The sequence below is a fragment of the Paracidovorax sp. genome (assembly GCF_057642795.1).
The window spans coordinates 323,142-347,097 of record NZ_JBXYZY010000021.1; the positions used below are offsets into that span (position 1 = coordinate 323,142).

Consider the following 23,956-nt stretch of genomic DNA (forward strand, 5'->3'; position numbering starts at 1 on the left):
GCGCCTCTTTCGGCCGGACCCCGCCTCTTGCGACGTAAAGAAGCAGCACCATGAGCACGATGGAACGGATTCTGCGGCTGATGGCCGAGAAGAAGGCGTCAGACGTCTATCTGTCGGCCAATGCACCGGCGTTGATCCGACTCAACGGCGAATGCATGCCGATCAACAGCCAGATCCTGTCGCCCGATGCGCCACTGCAGCTGTTGTCCGAGATCGTTCCACCCAAGCGCATCGAGGAGCTGCAGGAGACCGGCGAGCTGAACATGGGCGTGCCGCTGACCGGCGTGGGACGCTTCCGCGTGAGCGCCATGCGCCAGCGCGGCAGCTATGCGGTGGTGATCCGTTTCATCGCGCAGTTCATTCCCGAGCTCTCCACGCTGAACCTGCCGCCCGTGCTGGGTGAGCTGATCCTGCAAAAGCGCGGCCTCATTCTCGTGGTGGGCGCGACGGGCTCGGGCAAGAGCACCACGCTGGCGGCCATGCTCGACAGCCGCAATGCCCAGAGCACGGGCCACATCCTGACTGTCGAAGACCCGGTCGAATACCAGTTCAGGAACAAGAAATCCATCGTCAACCAGCGCGAGATCGGCAGCGACACCGATTCGCTGCAGACCGCCCTGAAGAACGCGCTGCGTCAGGCCCCCGACGTGATCCTGATCGGCGAGATACGTGACAGGGAAACCATGTCCGCCGCCATCGCCTATGCACAGTCCGGTCACCTGTGCCTGGCCACGCTGCACGGCAACAACAGCTACCACGCACTCAACCGCATCCTGTCGTTCTACCCGGTCGAGGTGCGCGACACCATGCTGGGCGACCTCGCCTCGGCGCTCAACGCCATCGTTTCGCAGCGCCTGGTGCGCACGCCTGATGGCAACCGCCTGCCCGCAGCCGAGGTGATGATGAACACCAAGCTGATCTCCGAGATGATCGAGAGCGGCGATTTTTCCGGCATCCGCGAAGCGATGGAAAAGTCCATGGCCGAAGGCTCCCAGACCTTCGAGGAATCGCTCGCGCACCTGATCCTCACGAAGCGCATCGACCGCAAGGAAGGCATGCTCAACGCCGATTCGCCGACCAACCTGATGTGGCGCCTGCAGAACGATCTCAGCTTGGGCAGCAAGGCCCGGGCCCATCCCGAGGTGCCTGCGCCCGAAGACGACCAGCCTTCCTTCACCGAGATCGTGCTCGACGTCAAACCCCGCTGAGCTGCTCCGCCCCCCGGCCTCCCACCCCGACACAGCCTCCAATACTGCACGCCAGCCCGGCCCCGCGCCGGGCACCTGCCGACGCTTTCCCCTTCCCCCGATTCCATGACCCGAACCCTGCACCTGGCCGAACAGCTCATCGCCCGCCCCTCCGTCACGCCCGAAGATGCCGGCTGCCTCGATCTGCTGGCCGAGCGCCTGGCGCGGCTGGGGTTCGCTCTGGAGCGCCTGGACAGCGGCCCCGACGAATTCCACGTCAGCAACCTGTGGGCAAAACGACCTGCAGCCCAGGATTTTCAAGGGCAGGATGCTATCAAAACCATAGTATTCGCCGGCCATACCGACGTGGTGCCCACCGGCCCGCTGGAGCAGTGGAGCAGCGCACCCTTCACTCCCACGCACCGCAACGGCCGGCTCTACGGCCGAGGCGCCAGCGACATGAAGACCTCCATCGCCGCCTTCGTGGTCGCGGTGGAAGAGTTCCTGGCCGCCACGCCCGATCCGCGCATCGCCATCGCCTTCTTGTTGACCAGCGACGAGGAGGGGCCCTCCGTGGACGGCACCAAGGTCGTGGTCGAGCAGCTCAAGGCCCGCGGCGAGGTGCTGGACTGGTGCATCGTGGGCGAACCCACCTCCGTTCACCAGACTGGCGACATGGTCAAGAACGGCCGCCGCGGCACGCTCAGCGGCCGGCTGACGGTGCGCGGCATCCAGGGCCACATCGCCTACCCGCAGCTGGCACGCAACCCCATCCACCAGGCCGTGCCCGCTTTGGCGGAACTGGCCGCTACGGTGTGGGACCAGGGGAATGCCTACTTTCCGCCCACCAGCTGGCAGATGAGCAACATCCACGGCGGCACGGGTGCGACGAATGTCATTCCCGGTACCGTGGTCATCGACTTCAACTTCCGCTTCAGTACCGAATCGACGGCTGCCAGCCTCAAGCAGCGCGTGCATGCCCTGCTGGACCGCCACGGCTTGGAATACGACCTGGTCTGGACGCTGGGCGGCGAGCCCTTCCTGACCCAGCCCGGCGAGCTGCTGGACGCCGTGCAGGCCGCCATCGCCGACGAGACCGGCCTCACAACCGAGCTCTCCACCACCGGCGGCACCAGCGACGGCCGCTTCATCGCCCAGATCTGCCCGCAGGTGATCGAGGTGGGGCCGCCCAACGCCACCATCCACAAGATCGACGAGCACATCGTGGTGGCCGACATCGAGCCGCTCAAGAACATCTACCGCCGCACGCTGGAGCAGCTGAACGCAAAGGCCGCGGCATGAGCGCGCAGGTACAGGGCGCAACCCTCGGCGAACTGGTCGCCTCGGGCAGCCAGCGGCTGACGGAAGCCGGCGTCGCCTTCGGCCACGGCACGACCAATGCCCACGACGAGGCCGCCTGGCTGGTGCTCTGGCGCCTGGGCCTGCCGCTGGACACCCCGCTGGACGACGGCCCGGATTCGCAGGCCGCCCTGCCGGTCGCCGCAGACGACCAGGCCCGGGTCGCCGCGCTCTTCGATGAGCGCATCGCCACCCGCAAGCCCGCCGCCTACCTGACGCGCGAAGCCTGGCTGCAGGGCGTGCCCTTCTACGTGGATGAGCGCGCCATCGTGCCGCGCAGCTTCATCGCCGAGCTGCTGGCCGACGGCAGCATCGACGACTTCCTGAGCGAGAACACCCGCCGGGTGCTCGATCTCTGCACCGGCAACGGCAGCCTGGCCGTGCTCGCCGCCATGGCCTACCCCGACGTGGTGGTGACCGGCGCCGACATCTCGCCTGACGCCCTGGCCGTGGCCCGCATCAACGTGGACCGGCACGGCCTGCAGGAGCGCATCGCGCTGCAGACGTCGGACGGCCTCGCCGCCCTGCCCGGCCCGTGGGACCTGATCCTCTGCAACCCGCCCTACGTCAATGCCGCCAGCATGGCCGCACTGCCGGCCGAATACCGTGCCGAGCCCGAACTGGCCCTGGCCGGCGGCACCGACGGCATGGACTTCGTGCGCCGCCTGCTGGCCGACGCCCCGGCGCGCATGAGCGAGCACGGCGTGATGGTGCTGGAGATCGGCAATGAGCGCGCCTATTTCGAGGCAGCCTTCCCCCAGCTGCCGGTCTTCTGGCTCGACACCAGCGCCGGCGACGACCAGGTACTGCTCATCACCCGCGATGCACTGCTGGCGCAGCTGCCGTCGCAAGGTCACGGCACGCGGCCATGATGGCCACCGCAGCAGCCACCACTCGCCCCACCCGCAGCGCGCCCCAGGCCCGCGACGAGTGGTGCCGGCTGCTGGCCATCGCCTGAGCGGGCGCGGCCCCAGCACCGGGCCACCCACTTCCTGCATGCCCGCACCCCGACCGGGGCCGGCGTGCCCGCCTGCTCTTTTTTTGAATCCAGCCGCCCGGCCCTGCCCGGGCGACTTCGGCATCGATGGATGCCCTGCAAAGCTTTTTCCATGATCACACTCAAGAACGTCACCCTGCGCCGCAGCGCCAAGGTCCTGCTCGACAACGTCTCGGCCACCATCAACCCCGGCGAGAAGGTCGGCCTGGTCGGCCGCAACGGCGCGGGCAAGTCCACGCTATTCGCGCTCTTCAACCGCACGCTCCACGAAGATGGCGGCGACTTCTTCATTCCCCCGCAATGGCGCATGGCCCAGGTCGCGCAGAACATGCCCGAGACCTCGGAGAGCGCCACGGACTTCGTGCTGGCCGGCGACACCCGCCTGACCGAGCTGCGCGCCCAGCTGGCCGCCGCCGAAGCCGCCGACGACGGCATGGCCATCGCCCACGCCTACACCGACCTGGCCGACGCAGGCGACTACGACGCCACGGCGCGTGCGCAGGCGCTGATCCTGGGCTTGGGCTTCAAGTCCAGCGAGCTCGACAGCCCCGTGGACAGCTTCTCCGGCGGCTGGCGCATGCGCCTGCAGCTGGCGCGCGCGCTGATGTGCCCCAGTGACCTGCTGCTGCTCGACGAACCCACCAACCACTTGGACCTGGACGCACTGGTCTGGCTGGAATCCTGGCTCAAGGGCTACGCGGGCACGATGATCGTCATCAGCCACGACCGCGAATTCCTCGACGCCGTGACCGACGTCACGCTGCACATCGAACACGCCAAGCTCAACCGCTACGGCGCCAACTACAGCAAGTTCGAGGAAATGCGCGCACTGCAGATGGAACAGCAGCAGGCCGCCTTCTCCAAGCAGCAGGACAAGATCGCCCACCTGCAAAAGTTCATCGACCGCTTCAAGGCCAAGGCCAGCAAGGCCAAGCAGGCGCAGAGCCGCGTCAAAGCGCTGGAGCGCATGGAAAAGGTGGCGCCGCTGCTGGCCGAGGCCGAATTCACCTTCGAGTTCAAGGAACCGGGCCACATCCCCAACCCGATGATGTCCATCGACAACGCCTCGTTCGGCTATACCTCCGAAGACGAGACCGCGCCGCCGAAGATCATCCTCACCGGCGTGAGCAAGTCGGTGATGGCCGGCCAGCGCATCGGCATCCTGGGCGCCAACGGCCAGGGCAAGTCCACCTTCGTGAAGACCGTGGCGCACGACATGAAGCCGCTGGCCGGCCAGGTCATCGAAGGCAAGGGCCTGCGCATCGGCTACTTCGCCCAGCAGGAGCTGGACGTGCTGCGCCCGCAGGACACGCCGCTGGAGCACATGATCCGCCTGGCCAAGGAAATGGGCGCCGACGCCAAGCAGCCCTCGCGCGAGCAGGACCTGCGCAGCTACCTGGGCACCTTCAACTTCTCCGGCGACATGGTCAAGCAGGCCGTGGGCACCATGAGCGGCGGCGAAAAGGCCCGGCTGGTGCTGGCCATGATGGTCTGGCAGCGCCCCAACCTGCTGCTGCTGGACGAGCCCACCAACCACCTGGACCTCGCCACCCGCGAGGCGCTGGCCATGGCGCTCAACGAATTCGAGGGCACGCTGATGCTGGTCAGCCACGACCGGGCGCTGCTGCGTTCGGTGTGCGACGAGTTCTGGCTGGTCGGCCGCGGCGTGGTCGGCCCCTTCGACGGCGACCTGGACGACTACCAGCGCTACCTGCTCGACGAGGCCAAGCGCCTGCGCGAAGTGGCCAAGTCGGCCGAAGCCGAGGCCGCGCGCGGCGCTGCCCAGGCCGCAGCCACATCGGCCGCTGCGCCTGCTGCGGTGGCAGCTCCCGCCGCCGCCCCGGCCCCGGCCTTACCCATCCCCAAAATGGTGCAAGGCGACTCGCGCGAGCAGCGCAAGCTGGGGGCCCAGGCCCGCCAGCAGCTGGCGGAAAAAACCCGGCCCCTCAAGCGCGAGCTCGAACGCATCGACCTGCGCCTGGCGGAGCTCTCCCAGGAGAAGGCGGCCCTCGAAGAACGCCTAAGTCAGCCCCTGCCACCGTCTGACATCGCCGAAGGCGGCCGACGCCTGAAGGCCTGCACGGACGAAACCGAAACGCTCGAAGAAAAGTGGCTGGATGTTTCAGGCCAGATCGAAGCGCTGCAATCCACCGCCGGCGAAAGCTGATCTGAATGGATGGTTTTTCAGGGCCAATCCGTGGATCCACCATGGTGTGAAGCTACTCAATTGATAGCAAAACAGCCCTGCACCAACTTGAAGGACACGTGCTGCAAATTCTTGCATGAACCTGTCAACGCCACCCCAAGCCGGTGCGTTGAAGGTCCATCAAGGAGTTTTTCAGCATGAACACCACCATCCTGTCCGCCTGGCCCGAAGACGAACGCGACCGCAAGCGCGCACCGGCCCGCCTGTGAGCGGCGGCGCCCGCCGCCCCCGGAACCGGCTTGAATCCGTCAAGCCCCATACAGTTCCCCGGCACGCGCATGGCGCCCCCTCTTCAGCCTCTCCCCCCTTCACCGAAACCTCGCTTCCGCAGGCGGGGTTTTTTCTTGCCCCATGCCGGTCCGCCTGAGACTCCTCAGCCCACGGCCCGCCAAAAAAAAGCCCCGCCAAGCGGGGCTTTTTGCTTTCCACCGACACCCCGCTCCCGCCCTGCTGCGAGAGTTCGGAGCCGGAGCAGTTCACGCTATCAGCCCATGTGCAGGCCGCCGTTGACCGAAAAGTCGGCGCCGGTGGCGTAGCCGCCCTCTTCCGAGGCCAGCCAGGCGATGATCGACGCGATCTCGCTGGGCTCGCCCAGACGCTTGACGGGCACGGTGGCCACGATCTTTTCCAGCACGTCGGGGCGAATGGCGCGGACCATGTCCGTGCCAATGTAGCCGGGGCTCACGGTGTTCACCGTCACGCCCTTGGTCGCCAACTCCTGCGCCAGGGCCATCGAAAAGCCATGCATGCCGGCCTTGGCGGCTGAATAGTTGGTCTGGCCGGCCTGGCCCTTGGCGCCGTTCACGCTGCTGATGTTGATGATCCGGCCCCAGCCCTTTTCGACCATGTCGCCCACGACCTGCTTGGTCACGTTGAACATGCTGTTGAGGTTGGTATCGATCACGGCGTCCCAGTCTTCGCGGGACATTTTCACGAACATGCGGTCGCGCGTGATGCCGGCGTTGTTCACCAACACGTCGATGCTGCCGTGTTCGGCCTTGGTGGCAGAGAACGCGGCGACCGTGGAATCCCAGTCACCCACGTTGCCCACCGAGGCGTAGAAGGTGTAGCCCAGTTCCTTCTGTTCGGCCAGCCACTTGGCGTGGTCACGCGTGGGGCCGCAGCCTGCGATGACCTTGAAGCCTTCCCTGTGCAGGCGCTGGCAGATGGCCGTCCCGATGCCACCCATGCCGCCGGTCACGTATGCGATTTTCTGACTCATTCGATATCCCCTTCGATCTATTGAAATTCATTCTCACTCTAACCCGGGAAAAAGCGCCGTTCCGCCTAGGAAAACACCAAGCGATGCATCCAACGCAACGCGTGCGATGTCGGCGGACCATCTCCGTGCAGCCTGAAATCGCACCTTTGCGCCCCCCGGAAAGACCCGGTGGTTCGGGCACCGGCGGCATGCAGGGAGGCCAGTCGGCAGCACTTGCCCCGGCCCCCGTGGGCCCTTCAGCGTTCGACGGCCAACGACACGCCCATGCCGCCGCCGATGCACAGTGCGGCCAGGCCCTTCTTGGCGTCGCGGCGCTGCATTTCGTGCAGCAGCGTGACGAGCACGCGGCAGCCGGAGGCGCCGATGGGATGTCCGATGGCGATGGCACCGCCGTTGACGTTCACCTTGGCCGGGTCAATGCCCAGTTCCTTGTTGACCGCGCAGGCCTGGGCCGCGAAGGCCTCGTTCAGCTCGAACAGGTCCACGTCCTTGGCGTCCCAGCCGGCGCGCTTGAGCGCCTTGCGCGAGGCCGGCACCGGGCCCATGCCCATGGTGGCCGGGTCCAGGCCGCTGGTGCCGAAACCGGCGATGCGCGCCAGGGGCTTGAGGCCCAGCTCGGCAGCCTTCTTGGCGCTCATCAGCACCACGGCGGCGGCGCCGTCGTTCAGACCAGACGCGTTGCCCGCCGTGACCGAGCCGGCCTTGTCGAAGGCCGGACGCAGGCCAGCCAGGGCTTCGGCGCTGGTCTTGCGGTTCAGGTATTCGTCGGCGGCGAAGACGATGGGGTCGCCCTTCTTCTGCGGCAGCGTGACGGGGACGATCTCGTCCTTGAAGCGGCCGGCGTCCTGCGCTGCGGCGGCCTTCTGCTGGCTGGCAAGGGCCAGGGCATCCTGCTGCTCACGGGTGATGCCGTGTTCCTTGGCCACGTTCTCGGCGGTGATGCCCATGTGGTACTGGTTGTAGACGTCCCAGAGGCCGTCCACGATCATGGTGTCCACCATCTTCCAGTCGCCCATGCGCTGGCCTTCGCGAGAACCGTTGAGCACATGAGGCGAAAGGCTCATGCTTTCCTGGCCGCCGGCCACCACGATCTCGGCATCGCCCGTGGCGATGGCCTGGGCCCCCAGCATCACCGCCTTCAGGCCTGAGCCACACACGGCGTTGATGGTGAGCGCTGGCGTTTCCTTGGCTACGCAGGCCTTCATCATGGCCTGGCGGGCAGGGTTCTGGCCGACGCCGGCCGTCAGCACCTGGCCCATGATGACTTCGCTGACCTGGTCCAGCGGTACCTTGGCGCGGGCGAGCGCCTCCTTGATGACGATGGCACCCAGTTCGGTGGCCGGGGTCTTGGCGAGCGTGCCGCCGAACTTGCCGACAGGCGTGCGAACAGCGGAAACGATGACGATGTCTTCCATGGCGATCCTCTATGGGTGGGTCTGTGGTTGGCGGAAATGCAAGGCGGGGAATGCGCTGTGAACCGCGACGGCCGCCTTCGGTGCGCTGGATGCCGCACGGTGGCGGCAGCCTTCCGTGCGATCGGCCCGCGGGTGGAATGCCAAAGGGCCCTGCACGCGCATACGCGGACGATCAGGCCTTTTGCTGGACATAACGGCCAGGCGCGGGCTCGATGGCCTTGAAGCGAGCGCCCCGGCCATAGGCCTTGGGTGCGGCGATCTGGCGGCCGGCATGGCCCCGCAGCCAGGCGGACCAGTCGCTCCACCAGCTGCCCGGGTGCTCGTTGGCGCCGGCCAGCCAGTCGTCCAGGCTGGCTGGCAGCTTGCCGTCATCGCGGGTCCAGTGGCTGCGCTTCTTCTTGGCGGGCGGGTTGATCACCCCGGCGATGTGGCCGGAGGCGCCCATCACGAAACGCTTGGGGCCGGGCAGCACCTGGGTGGAGGCGTAGGCCGCGCCGATGGGCACGATGTGGTCCTCGCGCGAGCCGTAGATATAAACGGGCAGATCGACGAGGTTCATGTCGATCTGCTCGCCGCACACGGTGAGCTTGCCCGGCTTCACCAGATTGTTTTCAAGGTAGAAGTTGCGCAGGTACCAGGCGTAGTAAGGGCCGGGCAGGTTGGTGGCGTCGCTGTTCCAGTAGAGCAGGTCGAACGGCGGCGGGGTCTCGCCCTTGAGGTAGTTGCCCACCACGTAGTTCCACACCAGGTCGTTCGGCCGCAGGAAGCTGAAGGTGGAGGCGAGGTCCTGCCCCTTCATGAGCCCGCCCTGGCCCATCTGCATCTCGCGGAAATGCACGAAGGCCTCGTCGATGAAGACGTCGAGGATGCCGGTGTCGTTGAAGTCGATCAGCGTGGTGAGGAAGGTGGCGCTGGCCACCGCATCCTCGCCCCGCGCGGCCAGCACCGCCAGCGCGTTCGAGAGCATGGTGCCGCCCACGCAGAAGCCCAGGGCGTTGATCTGGTCGGCGCCACTGATGTCCTGCACCTTGTGGATGGCGGTGATGACGGCCTGCTCGATGTAGTCGTCCCAGGTGGCCTGGGCCATGGATTCATCGGGGTTGCGCCAGCTGACCACGAAGGTGCGATGCCCTTCGGCCACGGCATGGCGGATCAGCGAATTCTCGGGCTGCAGGTCGAGGATGTAGTACTTGTTGATGCAGGGCGGCACCATCAAAAACGGCCGTTCGTACACCTTGGCCGTGAGCGGCTTGTATTCGATGAGCTGGAAGAACGCGTTCTCGAACACCACGGCGCCTTCGGTGGTGGCCACGTTGCGACCGACCTCGAAGAGGCTCTCGTCGGTCATCGAGACATGGCCCTGGCGCAGGTCGTGCAGCATGTTGGCGATGCCCTTGGCGATGCTCTCGCCCTGCGTGTCGATGGCCTTCTTCTGCGCCTCGGCATTGAATGCCAGAAAGTTGCTGGGCGCCATGGCGGCCATCCACTGCTCCACACCGAAGCGGATGCGCGCACGGGCCTTCTCGTCGCCCTCCACCGCGTCGGCCAGGCCCATCAGGGTGCGGGCATTGAGCAGGTAGGCGGCAGCGGAGAAGCTGGAGAGCGGGTTCTGTACCCAGGCCTCGCTGGCGAAGCGCCGGTCGGCTACCGGGGCGGGCTTGTGCAGGCCGGCACTCCAGAGGGCGCGGGCCTCCTCAATGTACTGCTGCTGCAGCGCCGCCAGCTTCTCGGGCACGAAGCGCACCGGAGCGTGGGGCTGGGTGGCGGTGGAGAGAGCGCCCAGGTCCACGGGCTGCATAGACTTCAGCGCCTGCGCCCAGCTGTCTCCGAAAAGACGCTGAAACTGGCGCGCGCCCTCAGCCCACTGTGCGTCGGAATCCATAGTGCTTGTCTCCTATGCGATTGCATTTCAGCTATCGAAACCATGCCTCGTATTCTGAGGGCCATTGTTGTCTTTGGTCAGCATCCCGCACAACGGCCGTGCTTTTTTCACGCGATGTCTCCAGTCTCGCACGACTGCACCGATGATTGTCCACATCGACTAGGAGCTTTGCATTCCATGTATCTCGTGCTGATCGGTTGGCTCTACGTAACCCTGATGATGGCAGTCGGCGAAGCCAGTGCTTCCAACGGCACCCTGTTGGGTGCGGCCATCACCTTCGTGCTGTATGGCGTGCTACCCATGGGCATCGTGGGCTACATCCTGGGCACGCCGGCCCGCAAAAGAGCATTGCGGGCCCGGCAGATGGCGCAGGAGGCAGAGGCTGCCGCGCAACGAGCCCGCGCAGACGTGGCGTCAGCTCCGTTCAGCGGCCCCCTCCAGCCAGACGCAGGCGGCGAAGCGCCCGCTGCCGCCCAGGCGGGCGGTGTCGCGCCGGTGCGAGAAGAACCGCGCCGGGTCGGAAACGGTACACCAGGCGGCTGAGCCGTCGTTGCCGCTGACATGCATCACGCCCAGGGCCTGGAGCCGCCGCCTCGCCAGACCCGGCAGGTCGGCCAGGTATTTGCCGGCCGATCCCTGCGGCTTGAAGTGCGCGGCAGCGCCGCCATCGGTCGCGCAGAAAGCCTCGCGCACCTCCGCCCCCACTTCGAAAACCTGCGGACCGATGCAGGGCCCCAGCCACGCCAGCAGCTCGTTCGCTTCACTTTTGATAGCAGTCTGCCCTGATTCGTGGCGCGCAGAGGCCTGAAAGGACTTCAAAACCGCTTCCAGTACCCCCTGGCCTCCTTCGCCGGCCAGCCCACGCCAGCCCGCATGGGCGGCGGCCACCCAGGAACCGCTGCGGTCGGTGAACAACACCGGCAGGCAGTCCGCCACCATGATGGTGCAGGCGATGCCCGGGGCCTGGGTCTCGCAGGCGTCGGCCACGCTGCCGTCACGGGTGCCGGGCGAAAGGCTCAGCACGTCGCAGCCATGCACCTGCTGCAGGAAAACGGGCCGGGCGCCGATCGCCGAGCGCAGCGCGGCCCGGTTGGCCTGCACGTCGGCAGCGCGGTCGCCCACATGGTCACCCAGGTTGAGTGAGGCGTAGGGCGCCGCGCTCACGCCGCCCTCGCGGGTGGTGCAGACGGCGCGGACATTCGCCGGAGCGGGCCAGTCGGGGCTCAACCAGCCGGGCGGGATCGCAGACTTGCCGCTCATGCTTCGCCATCCGGGCAGGCCGAGGGATGGGCGCGCTGGAATGCAGGGAGTTCGCTGGCGGCCTCGAAGGCCGCGAGAGTCAGCGGCAGGCCGTCGAGCGATACCTTGAAGCGCTGGGCGTTGAAGATCTGCGGCACCAGACAGCAATCGGCCAGCGTGGGCGCATCGCCCCAGCACAGGCGCGAAGGCGGCAGGCCGGCCGTGGCGCGGTCCTGGGCCAGCAGGGCCAGCTGGCGTTCGAAGGCCTCCAGGCCGCTGCGCGTCCAGTGGTGGTACCAGGCGTTCTTGCCGGCTTCGCTCTGCTGCAACTCCTGCGTGAGGTGGCGCAGCACGCGCAGATTGTTCAGCGGGTGGATCTCGCAGGCGATCATCTGCGCCAGCGCGCGCACCCGGGCGCGTCCCAGGGCATCAGCGGGCAGCAGCGGAGGCTCGGGGTGCGTCTCGTCCAGGTATTCGATGATGGCCAGCGACTGGGTGAGCATGTCGCCCGCGTCCGTCTCCAGCGCCGGCACCAGGGCGTCGCCCACCCGGGCGGCATAGGCCGGCGCCTGGTGTTCCGCCCGCACGAGGTGGACCGGCACATAGTCGAAGGGCAGGCCCTTGCACTGCAGCGCGATGCGCACGCGGTACGACGCCGAGGAGCGGAAGTAGGTAAAGAGCTTCATGGTTCGGCAAGCATAGCGGGCGGCAGTGGCCGCCGAGCCTGCGAAGCGCTGCGGGCCATGGCACACTGCAACGCGCAAACAAAGCACCAAGAGCGGCTGGCAGCCCTCCCTGCGAGGGCGCTTCGGGCCAGGCTCGGCCGATGGCCGCTCGCACAACAGAAAAGGCAGACATCTCCATGAGCAGCTACGTGATTCCCGCGCCAGCCCAGGCCAGCGTTCCCGTCCTGGGTTCCGAGAGCCGGTTCCCCGTCCACCGCATCTATTGCGTGGGCCGCAACTACGAAGAACACGCCAAGGAGATGGGCTTTACGGGCCGTGAGCCCCCCTTCTTCTTCCTCAAGCCTGCCGACGCCGTTCTGCCGGTGGACGCGGGCGAGACGGGCACCCTGCCCTACCCCAGCCTCACGGCCAACCTGCACCACGAGATCGAACTGGTGGTCGCCCTCGGCAAAGGCGGCAAGAACATCAAGGCGGTCGACGCGCTCGGCCATATCTGGGGCTACGCCGTTGGGCTGGACATGACCCGCCGCGACCTGCAAAACGAGATGAAGAAGCAGGGCCGCCCCTGGAGCATCGGCAAGGGCTTCGACGCGAGCGCGCCCATCGGCCCCATCACCCCGGCCGCGCAGGCGGGTGACGTGGCCAACGCCGCCATCTGGCTGCAGGTCAACGGCACCGACCGGCAGCGCAGCACCGTCACGCAGCTGATCTGGAACATCGCCGAGACCATCGAGCATTTGTCGGCCGCCTGGGAGCTGCAGCCCGGCGACCTGATCTTCACCGGTACGCCCGAAGGCGTGGGCCCCGTGGTGCGGGGCGACACGCTCGAAGGCGGCATCGACGGCCTGGGCACGCTGCGCCTCACCGTGGCCTGAAGCGCGCCCGGATACTATAAAAACCATAGCTGCATGCCCTTGATCGGCAAGGGCTAAAGCCATTTTCTGGACTTCCACCTCCCTCACGCATGACCCTCCGCCGCCCCATCAAGCATTGCCGCGAGTGCGGAACCGCCGTGGTCTATCGCGTGCCCGACGACGGCGACACCAAGGTGCGCGCCGTCTGCCCGGCCTGCGGCACGGTGCACTACGAGAACCCGCTCAACGTAGTGGGCACCGTGCCGGTGCTGGGCAACCGCGTGCTGCTGTGCCTGCGCAACATCGAGCCGCGCAAGGGCAAGTGGACCCTCCCGGCCGGCTTCATGGAGCTGGACGAAACCACGGCCGAAGGCGCCGCACGCGAGACCGACGAGGAAGCCGGCGCGCAGATCCAGATGGGGCCGCTCTTTTCGGTGCTGAACGTGCCGCGCGTGGGGCAGGTGCATTTCTTCTACCTCGCCACCCTGCAGAGCGACGTCTTCGACCCCGGCTTCGAGACCATCGAGGCGCGGCTCTTCACCGAAGACGAGATCCCCTGGGACGAGATCGCCTTCCGCACCGTGCGGGTGACGCTGGAGAAGTACTTCGCCGACCGCCACGCCGGCGCCTTCGGCATGCACTGCGTCGATATCGACTGACGCGCCCCCGCGGTCCGGCCTGGCCCGGACCGCCGCTTTCCACGCCGGCGACGGCGCCGCCCCCCTTCCCCACCGCTTTCCCTTTCCCCATGACCGACGATCTGCAACGCCTGCGCCGTGGCGAGCTGGCCGGTGCGCGCACGCTGCGCATCGCCGCCGACCTGGAGCACTTCCCGCGCGAGGTGTTCGACCTGGCCGACACGCTGGAGGTGCTCGACCTCTCCGGCAACCGCCTCTCGTCCTTGCCGGACGACCTGCACCGGCTGCATCGCCTGAAGGTGTTCTTCGCCTCGTCCAACCGTTTCACCGAACTGCCCTCCGCCCTGGGCGCCTGCCCGCAGCTGGAGATGGTCGGCTTCAAGGCCAACCGCATCGCCCACGTGCCGGCCCGGGCGCTGCCCGAGCGGCTGCGCTGGCTGATCCTGACCGATAACGCCGTCACCGAGCTGCCCGACGCGCTGGGCGAACGCCCCCGCCTGCAGAAGCTGATGCTGGCCGGCAACCAGCTCACGGCCCTGCCCGACACGCTGCGCCAGTGCCACGCGCTGGAACTGCTGCGCATCGCCGCCAACCGGCTGAACGCACTGCCCGGCTGGCTGGCCGAGTTGCCGCACCTCTCGTGGCTGGCCATCGGCGGCAACGCCTTCAACGAAGCCGTCGAGGCACGCGCACGCGGCGGCCAGAGCCAGGGCGCTGTGGACTGGGCCGGCCTGCAGCTGGGCGCGCTGCTCGGCGAAGGCGCGTCGGGCCGCATCCTGGCCGGCACGCTGGGCACCGGCCCCGGCGCGCAGGACGTGGCCGTCAAGCTCTTCAAGGGCGAAGTGACCAGCGACGGCTGGCCGCTCACCGAGATGGCCGCCAGCCTCGCCGCCGGGCGCCACCCCCGGCTGATTCCCGTGCTGGGCCGGCTCGAAGGCCACCCGGAGGGCGCCCAGGGCCTGGTCATGGAACGCATCGCCCCGGCCTACCGCACGCTGGCCGGCCCGCCCAGCTTCGAGAGCTGTACCCGCGACGTCTATCCCGCAGGGCTGCGCCTGCCGGCCAGCGTGGCCCTGTCCATCGCGGCGGATGTGGCATCGGCGCTCGCGCACCTGCACGCCAGCGGCCTGGTGCATGGCGACCTCTACGCCCACAACCTGCTGTGGCGCCCGGATGCCGCACCCGGCCAGGCCTTCGGCCTGCTGGGCGACTTCGGCGCCGCAGCCTTCGCACCGCCCGGCCCGCTGGGCGATGCGCTGCGCCGCATGGACGTGCGTGCCTTCGGCGTGCTGCTGGCCGAACTGTGCGAACACGCCGATGGCCCGCTGCCAGGCGGCGATGCGCCCGCGCTGGCCCAGGCCTGCCTGAGCAACCAGCCCGGCACGCGCCCGGATGCCGCTGCGCTGGCGGCCCAGATGGCGCAGTGGATCGCAGCTGGCTGACGCGACGGCCACCACAGATCGTTGGGCACCGCGCGGGAGGGGTGCTCGTGCTGCGCGCCGAGCGGCCGCCTCGTGGCGAAAAACCGCCTCAGCTTCGCGGCGTCGAGCCCGCGCGTGCTGCTGCTACTTGAGCCACTTGTCCGCCGCCTGCTTCACGGCGCCGCGGCTGTCCATCAGACCCCAGACGAACTGCATCACCCGGGTGTAGTCCGCATCGTCCTTGGGCATCAGGAAGCCCAGCGTGTTGGTGGGCGTGAGCGGCGCGTCGATGAAGATCGCGGCCAGGCGCGGGTCGGCCTTGGCGTAGTGCAGCGCCTCGTAGGTCTCCGTGATCATCACGTCGCCCTGGCCTTCTGCGATCAATGCGGGAATCTCGGCGTTCTTTTCGTGCGTGGCGACCTGCGCGGCCTTGAGGTTCTGCAGCACGAAAGCCTCGTTGGTGCCGCCCGGGTTCTTGATGACGCGCACGCCGGGCTGGTTCAGGTCGGCCACGCTGCGGAACTTGCCCTGGTCGGCCGCGCGCACCAGCGCCACCTTGCCGAAGGGCGCATAGCCCGGGAGCATCTCGGCCTGGCGGATGCGGGCCACGTTGCGCGTGATGCCGCCCACGGCCACGTCGAACTGGTCGGCCTGGAGGTCCTGCATCAGGCGCGGCCAGCTGGTGGGCACGTACTGCACCTTCACGCCCAGCTCGCGGGCCATCTGCTCGATCAGGTCGATGTCATGGCCGGCATAGCCCGCATCGGTCTTGATGGCGAAGGGCCGGTAGTCGCCGGGCGTACCCACGCGCAGCACCTTGGTCTCCATGACCCGGTCCAGGCGGGGGCCGGCGGTGGCGGTGGCGGGCAGCAGCGCGGCGCAGGCGAGCGCGGCGGCGGCGAGGAACGAGCCCATCCAGACGGAACGGCGAGTCGGCAGCGACATGAGAAATCCTCTCTTTTTGGCAGTGGGTGAGCAAGAGAGGGAATATAGGCGCGAACCGGTCAGCGGCTGCCGGCCGCGCCCTGCGGCTGGCCGGAAGTCGGCTGGGTTTCCACAAAAAACGGTGCACTTCCGGTGCCCCCTGGCGAGGGAACCACCACGCCGCGCTGTATGGGCGTCGCAACGACCGCGCCCGCACCGGGCTGCGAAGGCGTCTGCTGGGATTGCGGCGGCTGCGCTGGCTGGCGCGCAGGCTGCGCTGGCTGGCGCGCAGGCTGCGTGGGCTGACCCGTGGCGGGGTCACGCGCCGGCGTGGTCGCCCAGGAAGGGACGACCTCGCCTTGCTGCGCCGGCTGTTGCGGCTGCGTTGGCGGCGGCTGCACCGCAGGCGCAGCGGGCGATGGGTCAGCACTCTCGGTCGTCCACGGCGTGGCGTTCTGCAGCGGGGTGAGCGGGGCCTCGATGATCTCGGGCGCCTCATCGGGCTGCGGTGACGATGCGGCCGGGCTGGGCGCCACGGCAGGCGGCGGGGCATTGCCGCCCGGCACGGCCGGTGCGGAGCCGATCTGGCGGCCGAAGAGGTCATAGACCCAGTCGCGCACGCTGCTGATGGCGTCGCGCGCCCAGTGGGTTTCCTGTTCGTCCACGAAGCGTTCGCGCCCGTCGATGATCTTGCTGCGCAGCGCCTGCTGGAACACTTCGCCCACCATGGGCAGCGCGCTGTGGGCGCCCTGGCCCCAGTAGTCGCTGCGCAGGGTGATGCGCCCGTCGTTGAAGCCCACCCAGGCGCCGGCCACCAGCTGCGGCTGCATCAGGATGAACCAGCCGTCGGTGTTGTCCTGCGTGGTGCCGGTCTTGCCCGCCACGTCGGCGGTGATGCCGTAGCGGCTGCGGATGGCCACGCCCGTGCCCTTGTCCACCACGCCGCGCATGGCGTTACGCAGCTGCTGCATGGGGCCGAGGTCGGCCACCTTCTCGGGCGTGGCGGGTGCGAAGTCTTCCAGCACCTTGCCGTTCTTGTCCTCGATGCGGGTGACGACGATGGGCGCGCGGTAGAGGCCCGCGCTGGCGATGGTGCCGTAGGAAGCCACCATTTCCTTGAGCGTGACGGGGCTGGTGCCCAGCGCCAGCGAAGGCACCACGTCCAGCTTGGATTCGCGCACGCCCATGTCGCGCGCCAGTTGCGCCACCCGGGCGGGTCCCACTTTCTGCATCACCTGGGCGGTGATGATGTTCTTGGAATAGGCCAGGCCGTCGGCCAGGGTCATGGGCTCGCCGGTAGGGGCTCCTTCGTCCGTGGGACTCCAGAACTTGCCGCCGCCCAGCGGGATCTGCACCGGCGCATCCATGAAAGCGTCGGTGGGCTGCATGCCGCTGGCGAAAGCCGCCCCATAGACGAAGGGCTTGAAGGTAGAGCCGGGCTGGCGGCGTGCCGCCTGCACATGGTCGAAGGGGTCGGTGGCGAAGTCGCGGCTGCCCACCCAGGCGCGCACTTCACCGCTGCGCGGGTCCATGGCCAGGAAGCCGGCCTGCACGCGCGTCTTCTGCTGGCGCAGGGCGCGCAGGAAGTCGGCATCGGCCAGCAGCGCCTTTTCGGCATCCGCCGGTGTGGAGCCCTTGGCGACGGCGGCGGCGTACTGCGGCGATTCGGCCACCAGCTGCTGCACCAGCGGGTTCTTCGCGTTCCACACGCGGGGCGACCAGGCGCTGTCGGCCACACCCTGCAAGGCCTTGCCCTGGCGGGCCACGGCCTGGTTGGCCAGGGTCTGCAGGCGGCTGTCGATGGTGGTGCGGATCACCAAGCCGTCGGCATAGAGGCTGTAGCCACTCTGGTCGGCCCAGTCGATAAGCTGCTTGCGCAACTGCTGCGCCAGGTGGGGCGCGAGGCCGCCCACCTCGGGCTGGCGCTCGAAGCGGATGCGCAGCGGACGGCGCGAGAGGTTGTCGAACTCCGCCTGGGTGAGCTTGCCGTGCTTGAGCATCTGGCCCAGCACGGTGTTGCGGCGGGCCTGGGCGCGCTCGGGGTTGAGCACGGGGTTGTAGTAGGTCGTGCCCTTGAGCATGCCGATCAGCGTGGCACTTTCCAGCACCGTGAGCTTGTCGGCCGATTTATCGAAATACGTGCGCGCCGCCATCTCGATGCCGTAGGCGTTGTAGAGGAAGGGCACGGTGTTCAGGTAGGTTTCCAGGATCTCGTCCTTGGAATACACGGCCTCGATCTTCAGCGCGGTGATGGCTTCCTTGATCTTGCGGGTCAGCGTGGGGGCACGGCCGATGTCCTCGGGGAACAGGTTGCGCGCCAGCTGCTGCGTGATGGTGGAGCCGCCCTGCTTGTCGCCGCCCAGCGTCTGCACCAGGGCCGACGCGGTGCGCCGCCAGTCCAGCCCGAAGTGGCTGTAGAAGCGGTGGTCTTCGGTGGCGATCAGCGCATCGACCACCGGCTGGGCGATGTCCGAAAGCGGCACCCACTCGCGGTTGACCCATTTGTATTCGGCCAGCAGCTTGCCGTCGGCCGACATGAGCTGAGCCGGCTGGTCGGCCTTGGCCTTGCGCAGGTCGCTGATGCCGGGGGTGAAGGGCACCAGGGCCAGCGCGTAGAGGAAGAGCGCCAGGAAGAGGCCCACCACCAGCCACACCAGGCTGCGCCAGGACAAGAGGCGCTGGGGCCACAGCGGAAGACGCGCCAGGGCCGGCCGCAGCGCGACCCAGCGCCCGCGGAGAACATCAGGAATCGACATGAAGATACAAGGAAAAAGTGCCGCAGGCGCCCAGGGGACGCGCGCTGGAAGCTATCAATTCAGAAGCAATCTGCGGTGGTGGCCCGCAACGGCCATTCCGGAAGACACACGGCGCGGCAACGGAGCCGGCAGCATGGACGACAGCGGCCTGGCAGCGGCGCCATGCGGCACCGCCCGAAGCCAAAGTGCGCATTTATAACGCCAATCCCTTAAGCCGGCGTTAGCCGACCACAGAGCCACACCCCGGCCCCTGCGGCAGATCACCAGGGCAGCCGCTCGCCCCGGTACGAATGGAAGCTGCCCGAGTCCTCTGCCGGCAGGCCGTCGAGCACGCTCAGCAGGTCGGCCGCCGCATCGGGGGCCGGGCGGCCGATGCGCTCGCCGCCGAAGGGCCGGGACAGGGCCGAATCCACCGTGCCCGGGTGCAGCGCGGCCAGCACCGCCTGCGGGTGGGTGCGGGCCACCTCGATGGCAGCCGTCTTCAGCAGCATGTTCAGCGCCGCCTTGGATGCCCGGTAGCTGTACCAGCCACCCAGCCGGTTGTCGCCGATGCTGCCGACCTTGGCCGACAGCACGGCCATGAGGCCGCGCTCCTTGCGCGGCAGCAGCGGCGCGAAATGCGCCAGCACCAGGGCCGGGCCGAAGGTATTGGCGCGGAAGGTGGCCTCCAGCTGAGCGTAGTGGAGCTGGTCCAGGCGCTTTTCGGGCATGCCGTGCGGGCCGTGCAGCACCCCGGCCGCGTGGAGGATGCAGTGCCAGGGCCCCTGCCCCGCCAGCTGCTGCGCTGCCCGCGCGATGGAGCCTTCGTCGTCCAGGTCCAGGGCGGGATCGGTGCGGCGGCCCAGGCCCACGGCCAGGGCGCAGCGCGGGTCGGCCTGCAGATGGGCCAGCATCGCGCCGCCGATGGCGCCCGTGGCGCCGATGACCAGGGCGCGGTAGCCCTGGGGGAGTGACTGCAGGCGGGGTGGTGATGCGGCCATGTGAGGTTCCGTTCGTTCAGAGTTCGTCCAGCCGGGCGCGCACGTCGGCTGCCCGCTCGCGTAGCGCCTCCCGCTGGGGCGCCGGCATCTTCTGCAGCTGGCGATAGACCATGCCCAGCCGGTGGTTGCGGCCCAGGGTGTCTTCATGACGGGCGAAGAAGTCCCAATAGAGCGCGTTGTAGGGGCAGGCGCGCTCGCCCACCTTGAGCTTCCTGTCGTAGTGGCAGCCGGCGCAGTAGTCGCTCATGCGGTCGATGTAGGCGGCGCTGCCCACATAGGGCTTGGTGGCCAGCACGCCGCCGTCGGCGAACTGGCTCATGCCCACGGTGTTGGGCAGCTCCACCCACTCGAAGGCGTCGATATAGACGCCCAGGTACCAGCGGTGCACGGCGGCCGGGTCCAGCCCGGCCAACAGCGCGAAATTGCCGATGACCATCAGCCGCTGGATGTGGTGGGCATGGGCCTGCTCCAGCGACTGGCCCACGGCATGCCGCAGGCAGCGCATGCGGGTTTCGCCGGTCCAGAACCATGCGGGCAGCGGTGCGCTGTGGCCCAGGGCATTGCGCTCGTCGTAGCCGGGCATGTGGGCCCAGTAGATGCCGCGCACGTATTCGCGCCAGCCCAGGATCTGGCGGATGAAGCCTTCCACCGCCGGCAGCGGCGCCCGGCCGGCATGCCAGGCCGCCTGGGCGTGCAGCACCACCTCCTGCGGGCGCAGCATCTTGGTATTGAGCGCGAACGACAGCAGCGAATGGAAGAGCCGTTCGCTGCGGCTGCTCATGGCGTCTTCGTAGGCACCGAAGTGCGGCAGCGTGGTAGCGATGAAATGGTTGAGCCAGGCCAGCGCCTCGGCCCGGTTCAGGGGCCAGCGCAGCTGGCCGGTCTGAGGGTTGCCGAAGCTCTTGACACCCGCCGCCTCGATCGTGGCCCATAGCGCGCTGTGGTCGTGGGTGAGCCGGGCATCGGGCGGCAGTGCCGGCGTGCCGGGCCAGGGCTTGCGGTCGTCGTGGTCGTAGTTCCACTGGCCGCCTTCGGGCTCGCCGGCCGCGTCGATCAGCACTCCATGGCGCTGGCGTATGCGGCGGTAGAAATGCTCCATCAGCCACTGCTTGCGGCCCTGAAACACCTCGGCCACCTCGGTGCGGGTGGTGTAGAAGTGTTCGCTGTCCACCATCTGGACGGCAAAGGGCTGCTGCGCGCCCCAGGTGCGCAGCTGTTCGTCCAGCCGCCATTCGTCCGGCTGCTGATATTGCAGCGTGGCCGCGCCGTAGTGGCCCATGAGAGCCGCTAGGTTGGCGGTGAGGGACTGGCGGTTGCTCGCGTCATCGATGGCGATGTAGCGCACGCGGTGGCCGGCGGCCTTGAGCTGCCGCGCCAGGTCGCGCATGGCGGCGAAGATCGCGAGGATCTTCTGCGCGTGGTGCAGCACGTAGTCGGTTTCCTGCCGCACCTCCATCAGCACATGGACCACGCCGCCATCCTGCGCGTCGAACCACGAGTGCGCGGGGTTGAGCTGGTCCCCCAGCAGCAGGCGCAGGGTGTGAGCCGCGCGCGGCTTGGCTGCGCCGCTCATGCCGTTCCCCACAGGCGGCGGTAGCGGCCGTCAGGGTCATGCACGCGCGCCTGCTGGGCGGGGTCGAAGCGCCGGCCGCCGCGCGGGTCGGTGCCGCGCCCGGCGATGTAGAGCCAGTTGCCCTGGTTGCGGTACACGTCGTGGTCCACCAGTTGCGATTCGAACCATGCCGCGCCCGCGCGCCAGTCGCCCTCCAGGTCATGGATGAGGTAGCTGGCCGCCACCTGGCGCAGCCGGTTGCTCAGGTAGCCGGTGGCGGCCAACTCGCGCATCGAGGCATCGACCTGCCGCTCGCCCGTGCAGCCATGGCGCCAGCGCTCGAAGCCTTGGGCATCGTGCGGGGCCAGCGGTGCCGTCGACAGGCCCCGGGCCCGGTGGAGCTGCTCGCCGTGCTGCAGGTGCATCAGCCGGAAGTAATCGCGCCCCTGCAGCTCGAACCAGAGCCAGTAGCGACCGTTGTTGGCGCGGTGCTCCCGCTCGAAGGCCTTCAGGTCCGCCATCGCCCGCCGGGGGGAGATCGCGCCCGCCGCCAGCCAGGGCGAGAGCTTGGACGAACGATCCACCCAGGCAAGGCCATTGCGCGTGGCCTTGTAGCTGTGCGGCAGCCGGCGCTCCAGGTATTGCGCCCAATGGGACAGGGCTGCCGTCTCGCCGCCCCGGCAGGCCGCATTGCCGTAGCGAAAGGACGAGCGAGGGTCCTGCCCGCCCCGTCCCGCCGCCTCGTTCAGCCAGCCGCCCAGCCCCGCCGCGGCCCCCGCAGCCTGCAGCGCCACCGGAGGCACGTCGGGCGCGGGCAGCGGATAGGCCGGGGCGATGCTCGCACGCTCCACCGCCTGCCCGAAGGTGATGAACACCTGGGACAGCCCGGCCGTGGGCCAGGGCAGATCGGCGGGATGCAGCAGGCGGCCTTGCCAGACGGCCTGCACGCCCAGGCCGGCGGAGCGCAATGCGGCCACCTGCACTTCCTGTTGCGGCGCCGCGATCTCTTCGCAGACCACGGTATCGGCCCCCGCCGCACGCGTCAGGGCCGGCAAGGCCTGGGCCGCAGGCGCCCGGCAGACGCGCAGAGGATTGCCCAGCCCGGCCAGCCGGCCGCCCAAATCGCGCAGCGTATCGGCCAGGAAAGCGCGGCGGTGCGGCCCCACCCGCTCGAGGCCCCCGGGCGTGGCCTCGGCAACTTCGGGCATGCAGAACACGGGCAGCAGGCGCCGGCAGCCCATGCCCAGCGCCGCCTGTAGCGCGGGCTGATCGTGCAGGCGCAGGTCGCTGCGGAACCGGAACAGCACGGCGGCGCTGCTCATGCGGCGGCCTGCAGGTGGGATGTGGCGGGAAGAGGAGGCATGCGGGCAGAGGTCGGAATCGGTCGCAGCGCGGACGGCAAGCGCCGCGCCATGGCTTCTTCCTACGCGCCGGAACAGGCCCTGGTTCACCCCGTGGGGACGGATGGCGCCGCCCGGGCCTGTCAGCCGGTGGCGCTGCTAACGCCGCCGCGTTCGCCAGTTCGGCGCGTCCCTGCATGAATTGGGCTGTTGCCGGTTGCGTTGACTGCATCGCTGGCCTGCAAGAAGGGCTTCGCGCTGGAAGCGGAGCCCGTCTTCAGCATCACGACGAAATGCGCGAACTGTCGGCACCTCCGCAAAGACGGAGCGGAGGTGCTGGACGAAATCCGGCGAGCCGCTGCCGATGCACGCGGCCCCGATCATGGCGAGGCTTCATTAGGGAGCATGATCGCGGGTACGGGAGTCGACTCCGCCCCGGTCATGCGGTCCGACAGGTACCGCGCCGGAGGCTTGCCCACCGCCTTGCGGAACATGGTCACGAAGCCGCTGGCATTCTCGTATCCAAGTTCAAGTGCCACCGTCTGCACACTGTCGCCCTTCGTCAAACGTTGAAGGGCGAGGATCACATGCAGTTGACGGCGCCAGCGTCCAAAGCTCATTCCGATTTCGTGCAGCAGAAGACGGCTCATGCTGCGCTCACTCATGCCAATGCGAATAGCCCAATCGGCCTTCGAAGTCTTGTCTGTCGGATCGGCCAGCATCATTTCCGCGAGGCGACGCAGTCGGGCGTCGCGTGGCATGGGCAGGTGTAGGTCTTCTACAGGTGCTACCACCAACTCATCGATTAGAGCGGCAATCAGTCGGTCTTCCCGTCCGCCGAGTGGGTATAACTCGGGAAAACCGGCCGCCCTCAGTAGCAACTCGCGAAGCAATGGTGATACCGAAATTGTGCAGCAGGTTTTAGGAAGATCGGGGGCGGCGTCTGGCTCCACGAACAGGCAATAGCACTCAGTTTCACCAGCCCCTCGTGCTGCATGCGGCAAGTCACCCGGTATCCATATCGCGCACTGCGGCGGCACGATCCAGACGCCGTCTTCAATTTCGCAGTTGAGGATGCCGCGTACGGAAAAGATCAACTGAGCCTTTCGGTGCTGGTGTTTCGCATTTTCCCAGTCCTTTGTTACCGAGGTCGCCCCCAAGGCCACCACGGGCCGCGAGACGCTATCGACGTCCCTTGGCACTGTCAGACCAGTAATTTCAACGCTCGCCATAGTGTGTCGTGAGCTTAGAGTGGACGATTAGGGATGCTCTGCACGAATCGTTGGCCCCATGCTTGA

General features: G+C 68.1%; 18 protein-coding genes and 1 pseudogene. 8 read left to right on the top strand and 11 right to left on the bottom strand.

Annotation, left to right across the window (positions count from 1 at the left end):
• Positions 1 to 50: 50 nt before the first annotated feature.
• The 4 genes from AC3A84_RS08380 to abc-f all read left to right on the top strand — a co-directional run bounded on the left by AC3A84_RS08380 (position 51) and on the right by abc-f (position 5,710).
• Positions 51 to 1,208 carry a PilT/PilU family type 4a pilus ATPase gene (locus AC3A84_RS08380; RefSeq protein ID WP_487969139.1) on the top strand — a complete coding sequence of 386 codons (1,158 nt, stop codon included), beginning with the start codon at positions 51 to 53 and terminating at the stop codon, positions 1,206 to 1,208.
• Positions 1,209 to 1,313: 105 nt separating this feature from the next.
• A complete protein-coding gene (gene dapE / locus AC3A84_RS08385; RefSeq protein ID WP_487969140.1) occupies positions 1,314 to 2,489 on the top strand; it encodes a succinyl-diaminopimelate desuccinylase in 1,176 nt (391 codons plus the stop codon).
• Positions 2,486 to 3,418 carry a 50S ribosomal protein L3 N(5)-glutamine methyltransferase gene (gene prmB, locus AC3A84_RS08390; protein WP_487969141.1) on the top strand — a complete coding sequence of 311 codons (933 nt, stop codon included), beginning with the start codon at positions 2,486 to 2,488 and terminating at the stop codon, positions 3,416 to 3,418. Before dapE ends, prmB begins: the two co-directional genes overlap by 4 nt.
• 237 nt (positions 3,419 to 3,655) lie before the next feature.
• Complete coding sequence (gene abc-f / locus AC3A84_RS08395; RefSeq protein WP_487969142.1) at positions 3,656 to 5,710, top strand: ribosomal protection-like ABC-F family protein; 2,055 nt, start codon at positions 3,656 to 3,658, stop codon at positions 5,708 to 5,710.
• A 523-nt stretch (positions 5,711 to 6,233) separates the two neighbouring features.
• On the opposite strand, the gene phbB is transcribed toward abc-f, so the two are convergent.
• From phbB to phaC, 3 genes are all read right to left on the bottom strand, one after another.
• The gene (gene phbB / locus AC3A84_RS08400; protein ID WP_487969143.1) at positions 6,234 to 6,971 is read right to left on the bottom strand and encodes an acetoacetyl-CoA reductase; all 738 of its coding nucleotides are present in this window, start codon (positions 6,969 to 6,971) and stop codon (positions 6,234 to 6,236) included.
• Between the two features lie 236 nt (positions 6,972 to 7,207).
• Entirely contained in the window at positions 7,208 to 8,386 is a 1,179-nt protein-coding gene (locus AC3A84_RS08405; RefSeq protein ID WP_487969144.1) for an acetyl-CoA C-acetyltransferase, read from the bottom strand.
• 172 nt (positions 8,387 to 8,558) lie between these two features.
• A complete protein-coding gene (phaC, locus tag AC3A84_RS08410; RefSeq protein WP_487969145.1) occupies positions 8,559 to 10,268 on the bottom strand; it encodes a class I poly(R)-hydroxyalkanoic acid synthase in 1,710 nt (569 codons plus the stop codon).
• A gap of 177 nt (positions 10,269 to 10,445) precedes the next feature.
• On the opposite strand from phaC, the gene AC3A84_RS08415 reads away from it, so the two are divergent.
• Positions 10,446 to 10,811, top strand: a complete 366-nt coding sequence (locus AC3A84_RS08415; protein WP_487969146.1) for a hypothetical protein — start codon at positions 10,446 to 10,448, stop codon at positions 10,809 to 10,811.
• Here the strand turns inward: AC3A84_RS08415 and pgeF are convergent.
• Together pgeF and maiA are read right to left on the bottom strand one after the other, a co-directional pair.
• Positions 10,707 to 11,528 (bottom strand): annotated as a pseudogene (gene pgeF, locus AC3A84_RS08420) (peptidoglycan editing factor PgeF); the annotation flags it as partial. The gene AC3A84_RS08415 and the pseudogene pgeF sit on opposite strands and share 105 nt — an antisense overlap.
• Complete coding sequence (maiA, locus tag AC3A84_RS08425; protein ID WP_487969147.1) at positions 11,525 to 12,193, bottom strand: maleylacetoacetate isomerase; 669 nt, start codon at positions 12,191 to 12,193, stop codon at positions 11,525 to 11,527. The pseudogene pgeF and the gene maiA, both read right to left, overlap by 4 nt.
• 176 nt (positions 12,194 to 12,369) lie before the next feature.
• Between maiA and AC3A84_RS08430 the strand changes: the two genes are divergently transcribed.
• From AC3A84_RS08430 to AC3A84_RS08440, 3 genes are all read left to right on the top strand, one after another.
• A complete protein-coding gene (locus AC3A84_RS08430) occupies positions 12,370 to 13,068 on the top strand; it encodes a fumarylacetoacetate hydrolase family protein (RefSeq protein ID WP_487969148.1) in 699 nt (232 codons plus the stop codon).
• Between the two features lie 89 nt (positions 13,069 to 13,157).
• Entirely contained in the window at positions 13,158 to 13,706 is a 549-nt protein-coding gene (locus AC3A84_RS08435; RefSeq protein ID WP_487969149.1) for an NUDIX hydrolase, read from the top strand.
• A gap of 89 nt (positions 13,707 to 13,795) precedes the next feature.
• Positions 13,796 to 15,127, top strand: a complete 1,332-nt coding sequence (locus AC3A84_RS08440; RefSeq protein ID WP_487969150.1) for a leucine-rich repeat-containing protein kinase family protein — start codon at positions 13,796 to 13,798, stop codon at positions 15,125 to 15,127.
• 123 nt (positions 15,128 to 15,250) lie between these two features.
• On the opposite strand, the gene AC3A84_RS08445 is transcribed toward AC3A84_RS08440, so the two are convergent.
• The 6 genes from AC3A84_RS08445 to AC3A84_RS08470 form a co-directional block, all read right to left on the bottom strand.
• Positions 15,251 to 16,051 (bottom strand): transporter substrate-binding domain-containing protein, encoded by an 801-nt coding sequence (locus AC3A84_RS08445; protein ID WP_487969151.1) that lies wholly within the window; start codon positions 16,049 to 16,051, stop codon positions 15,251 to 15,253.
• Positions 16,052 to 16,110: 59 nt separating this feature from the next.
• Complete coding sequence (locus tag AC3A84_RS08450) at positions 16,111 to 18,786, bottom strand: penicillin-binding protein 1A (RefSeq protein ID WP_487969152.1); 2,676 nt, start codon at positions 18,784 to 18,786, stop codon at positions 16,111 to 16,113.
• Between the two features lie 260 nt (positions 18,787 to 19,046).
• Positions 19,047 to 19,766, bottom strand: a complete 720-nt coding sequence (locus AC3A84_RS08455) for an SDR family NAD(P)-dependent oxidoreductase (RefSeq protein WP_487969153.1) — start codon at positions 19,764 to 19,766, stop codon at positions 19,047 to 19,049.
• A gap of 16 nt (positions 19,767 to 19,782) precedes the next feature.
• Positions 19,783 to 21,339, bottom strand: coding sequence for a cryptochrome/photolyase family protein (locus tag AC3A84_RS08460; protein WP_487969154.1), 1,557 nt, complete (start codon positions 21,337 to 21,339; stop codon positions 19,783 to 19,785).
• Positions 21,336 to 22,640: a DASH family cryptochrome gene (locus AC3A84_RS08465; protein WP_487969155.1), complete on the bottom strand. Its 1,305-nt coding sequence runs from the start codon at positions 22,638 to 22,640 to the stop codon at positions 21,336 to 21,338. Before AC3A84_RS08465 ends, AC3A84_RS08460 begins: the two co-directional genes overlap by 4 nt.
• A gap of 398 nt (positions 22,641 to 23,038) precedes the next feature.
• Positions 23,039 to 23,890 (bottom strand): AraC family transcriptional regulator, encoded by an 852-nt coding sequence (locus AC3A84_RS08470; RefSeq protein ID WP_487969156.1) that lies wholly within the window; start codon positions 23,888 to 23,890, stop codon positions 23,039 to 23,041.
• Between the last annotated feature and the right edge of the window lie 66 nt (positions 23,891 to 23,956).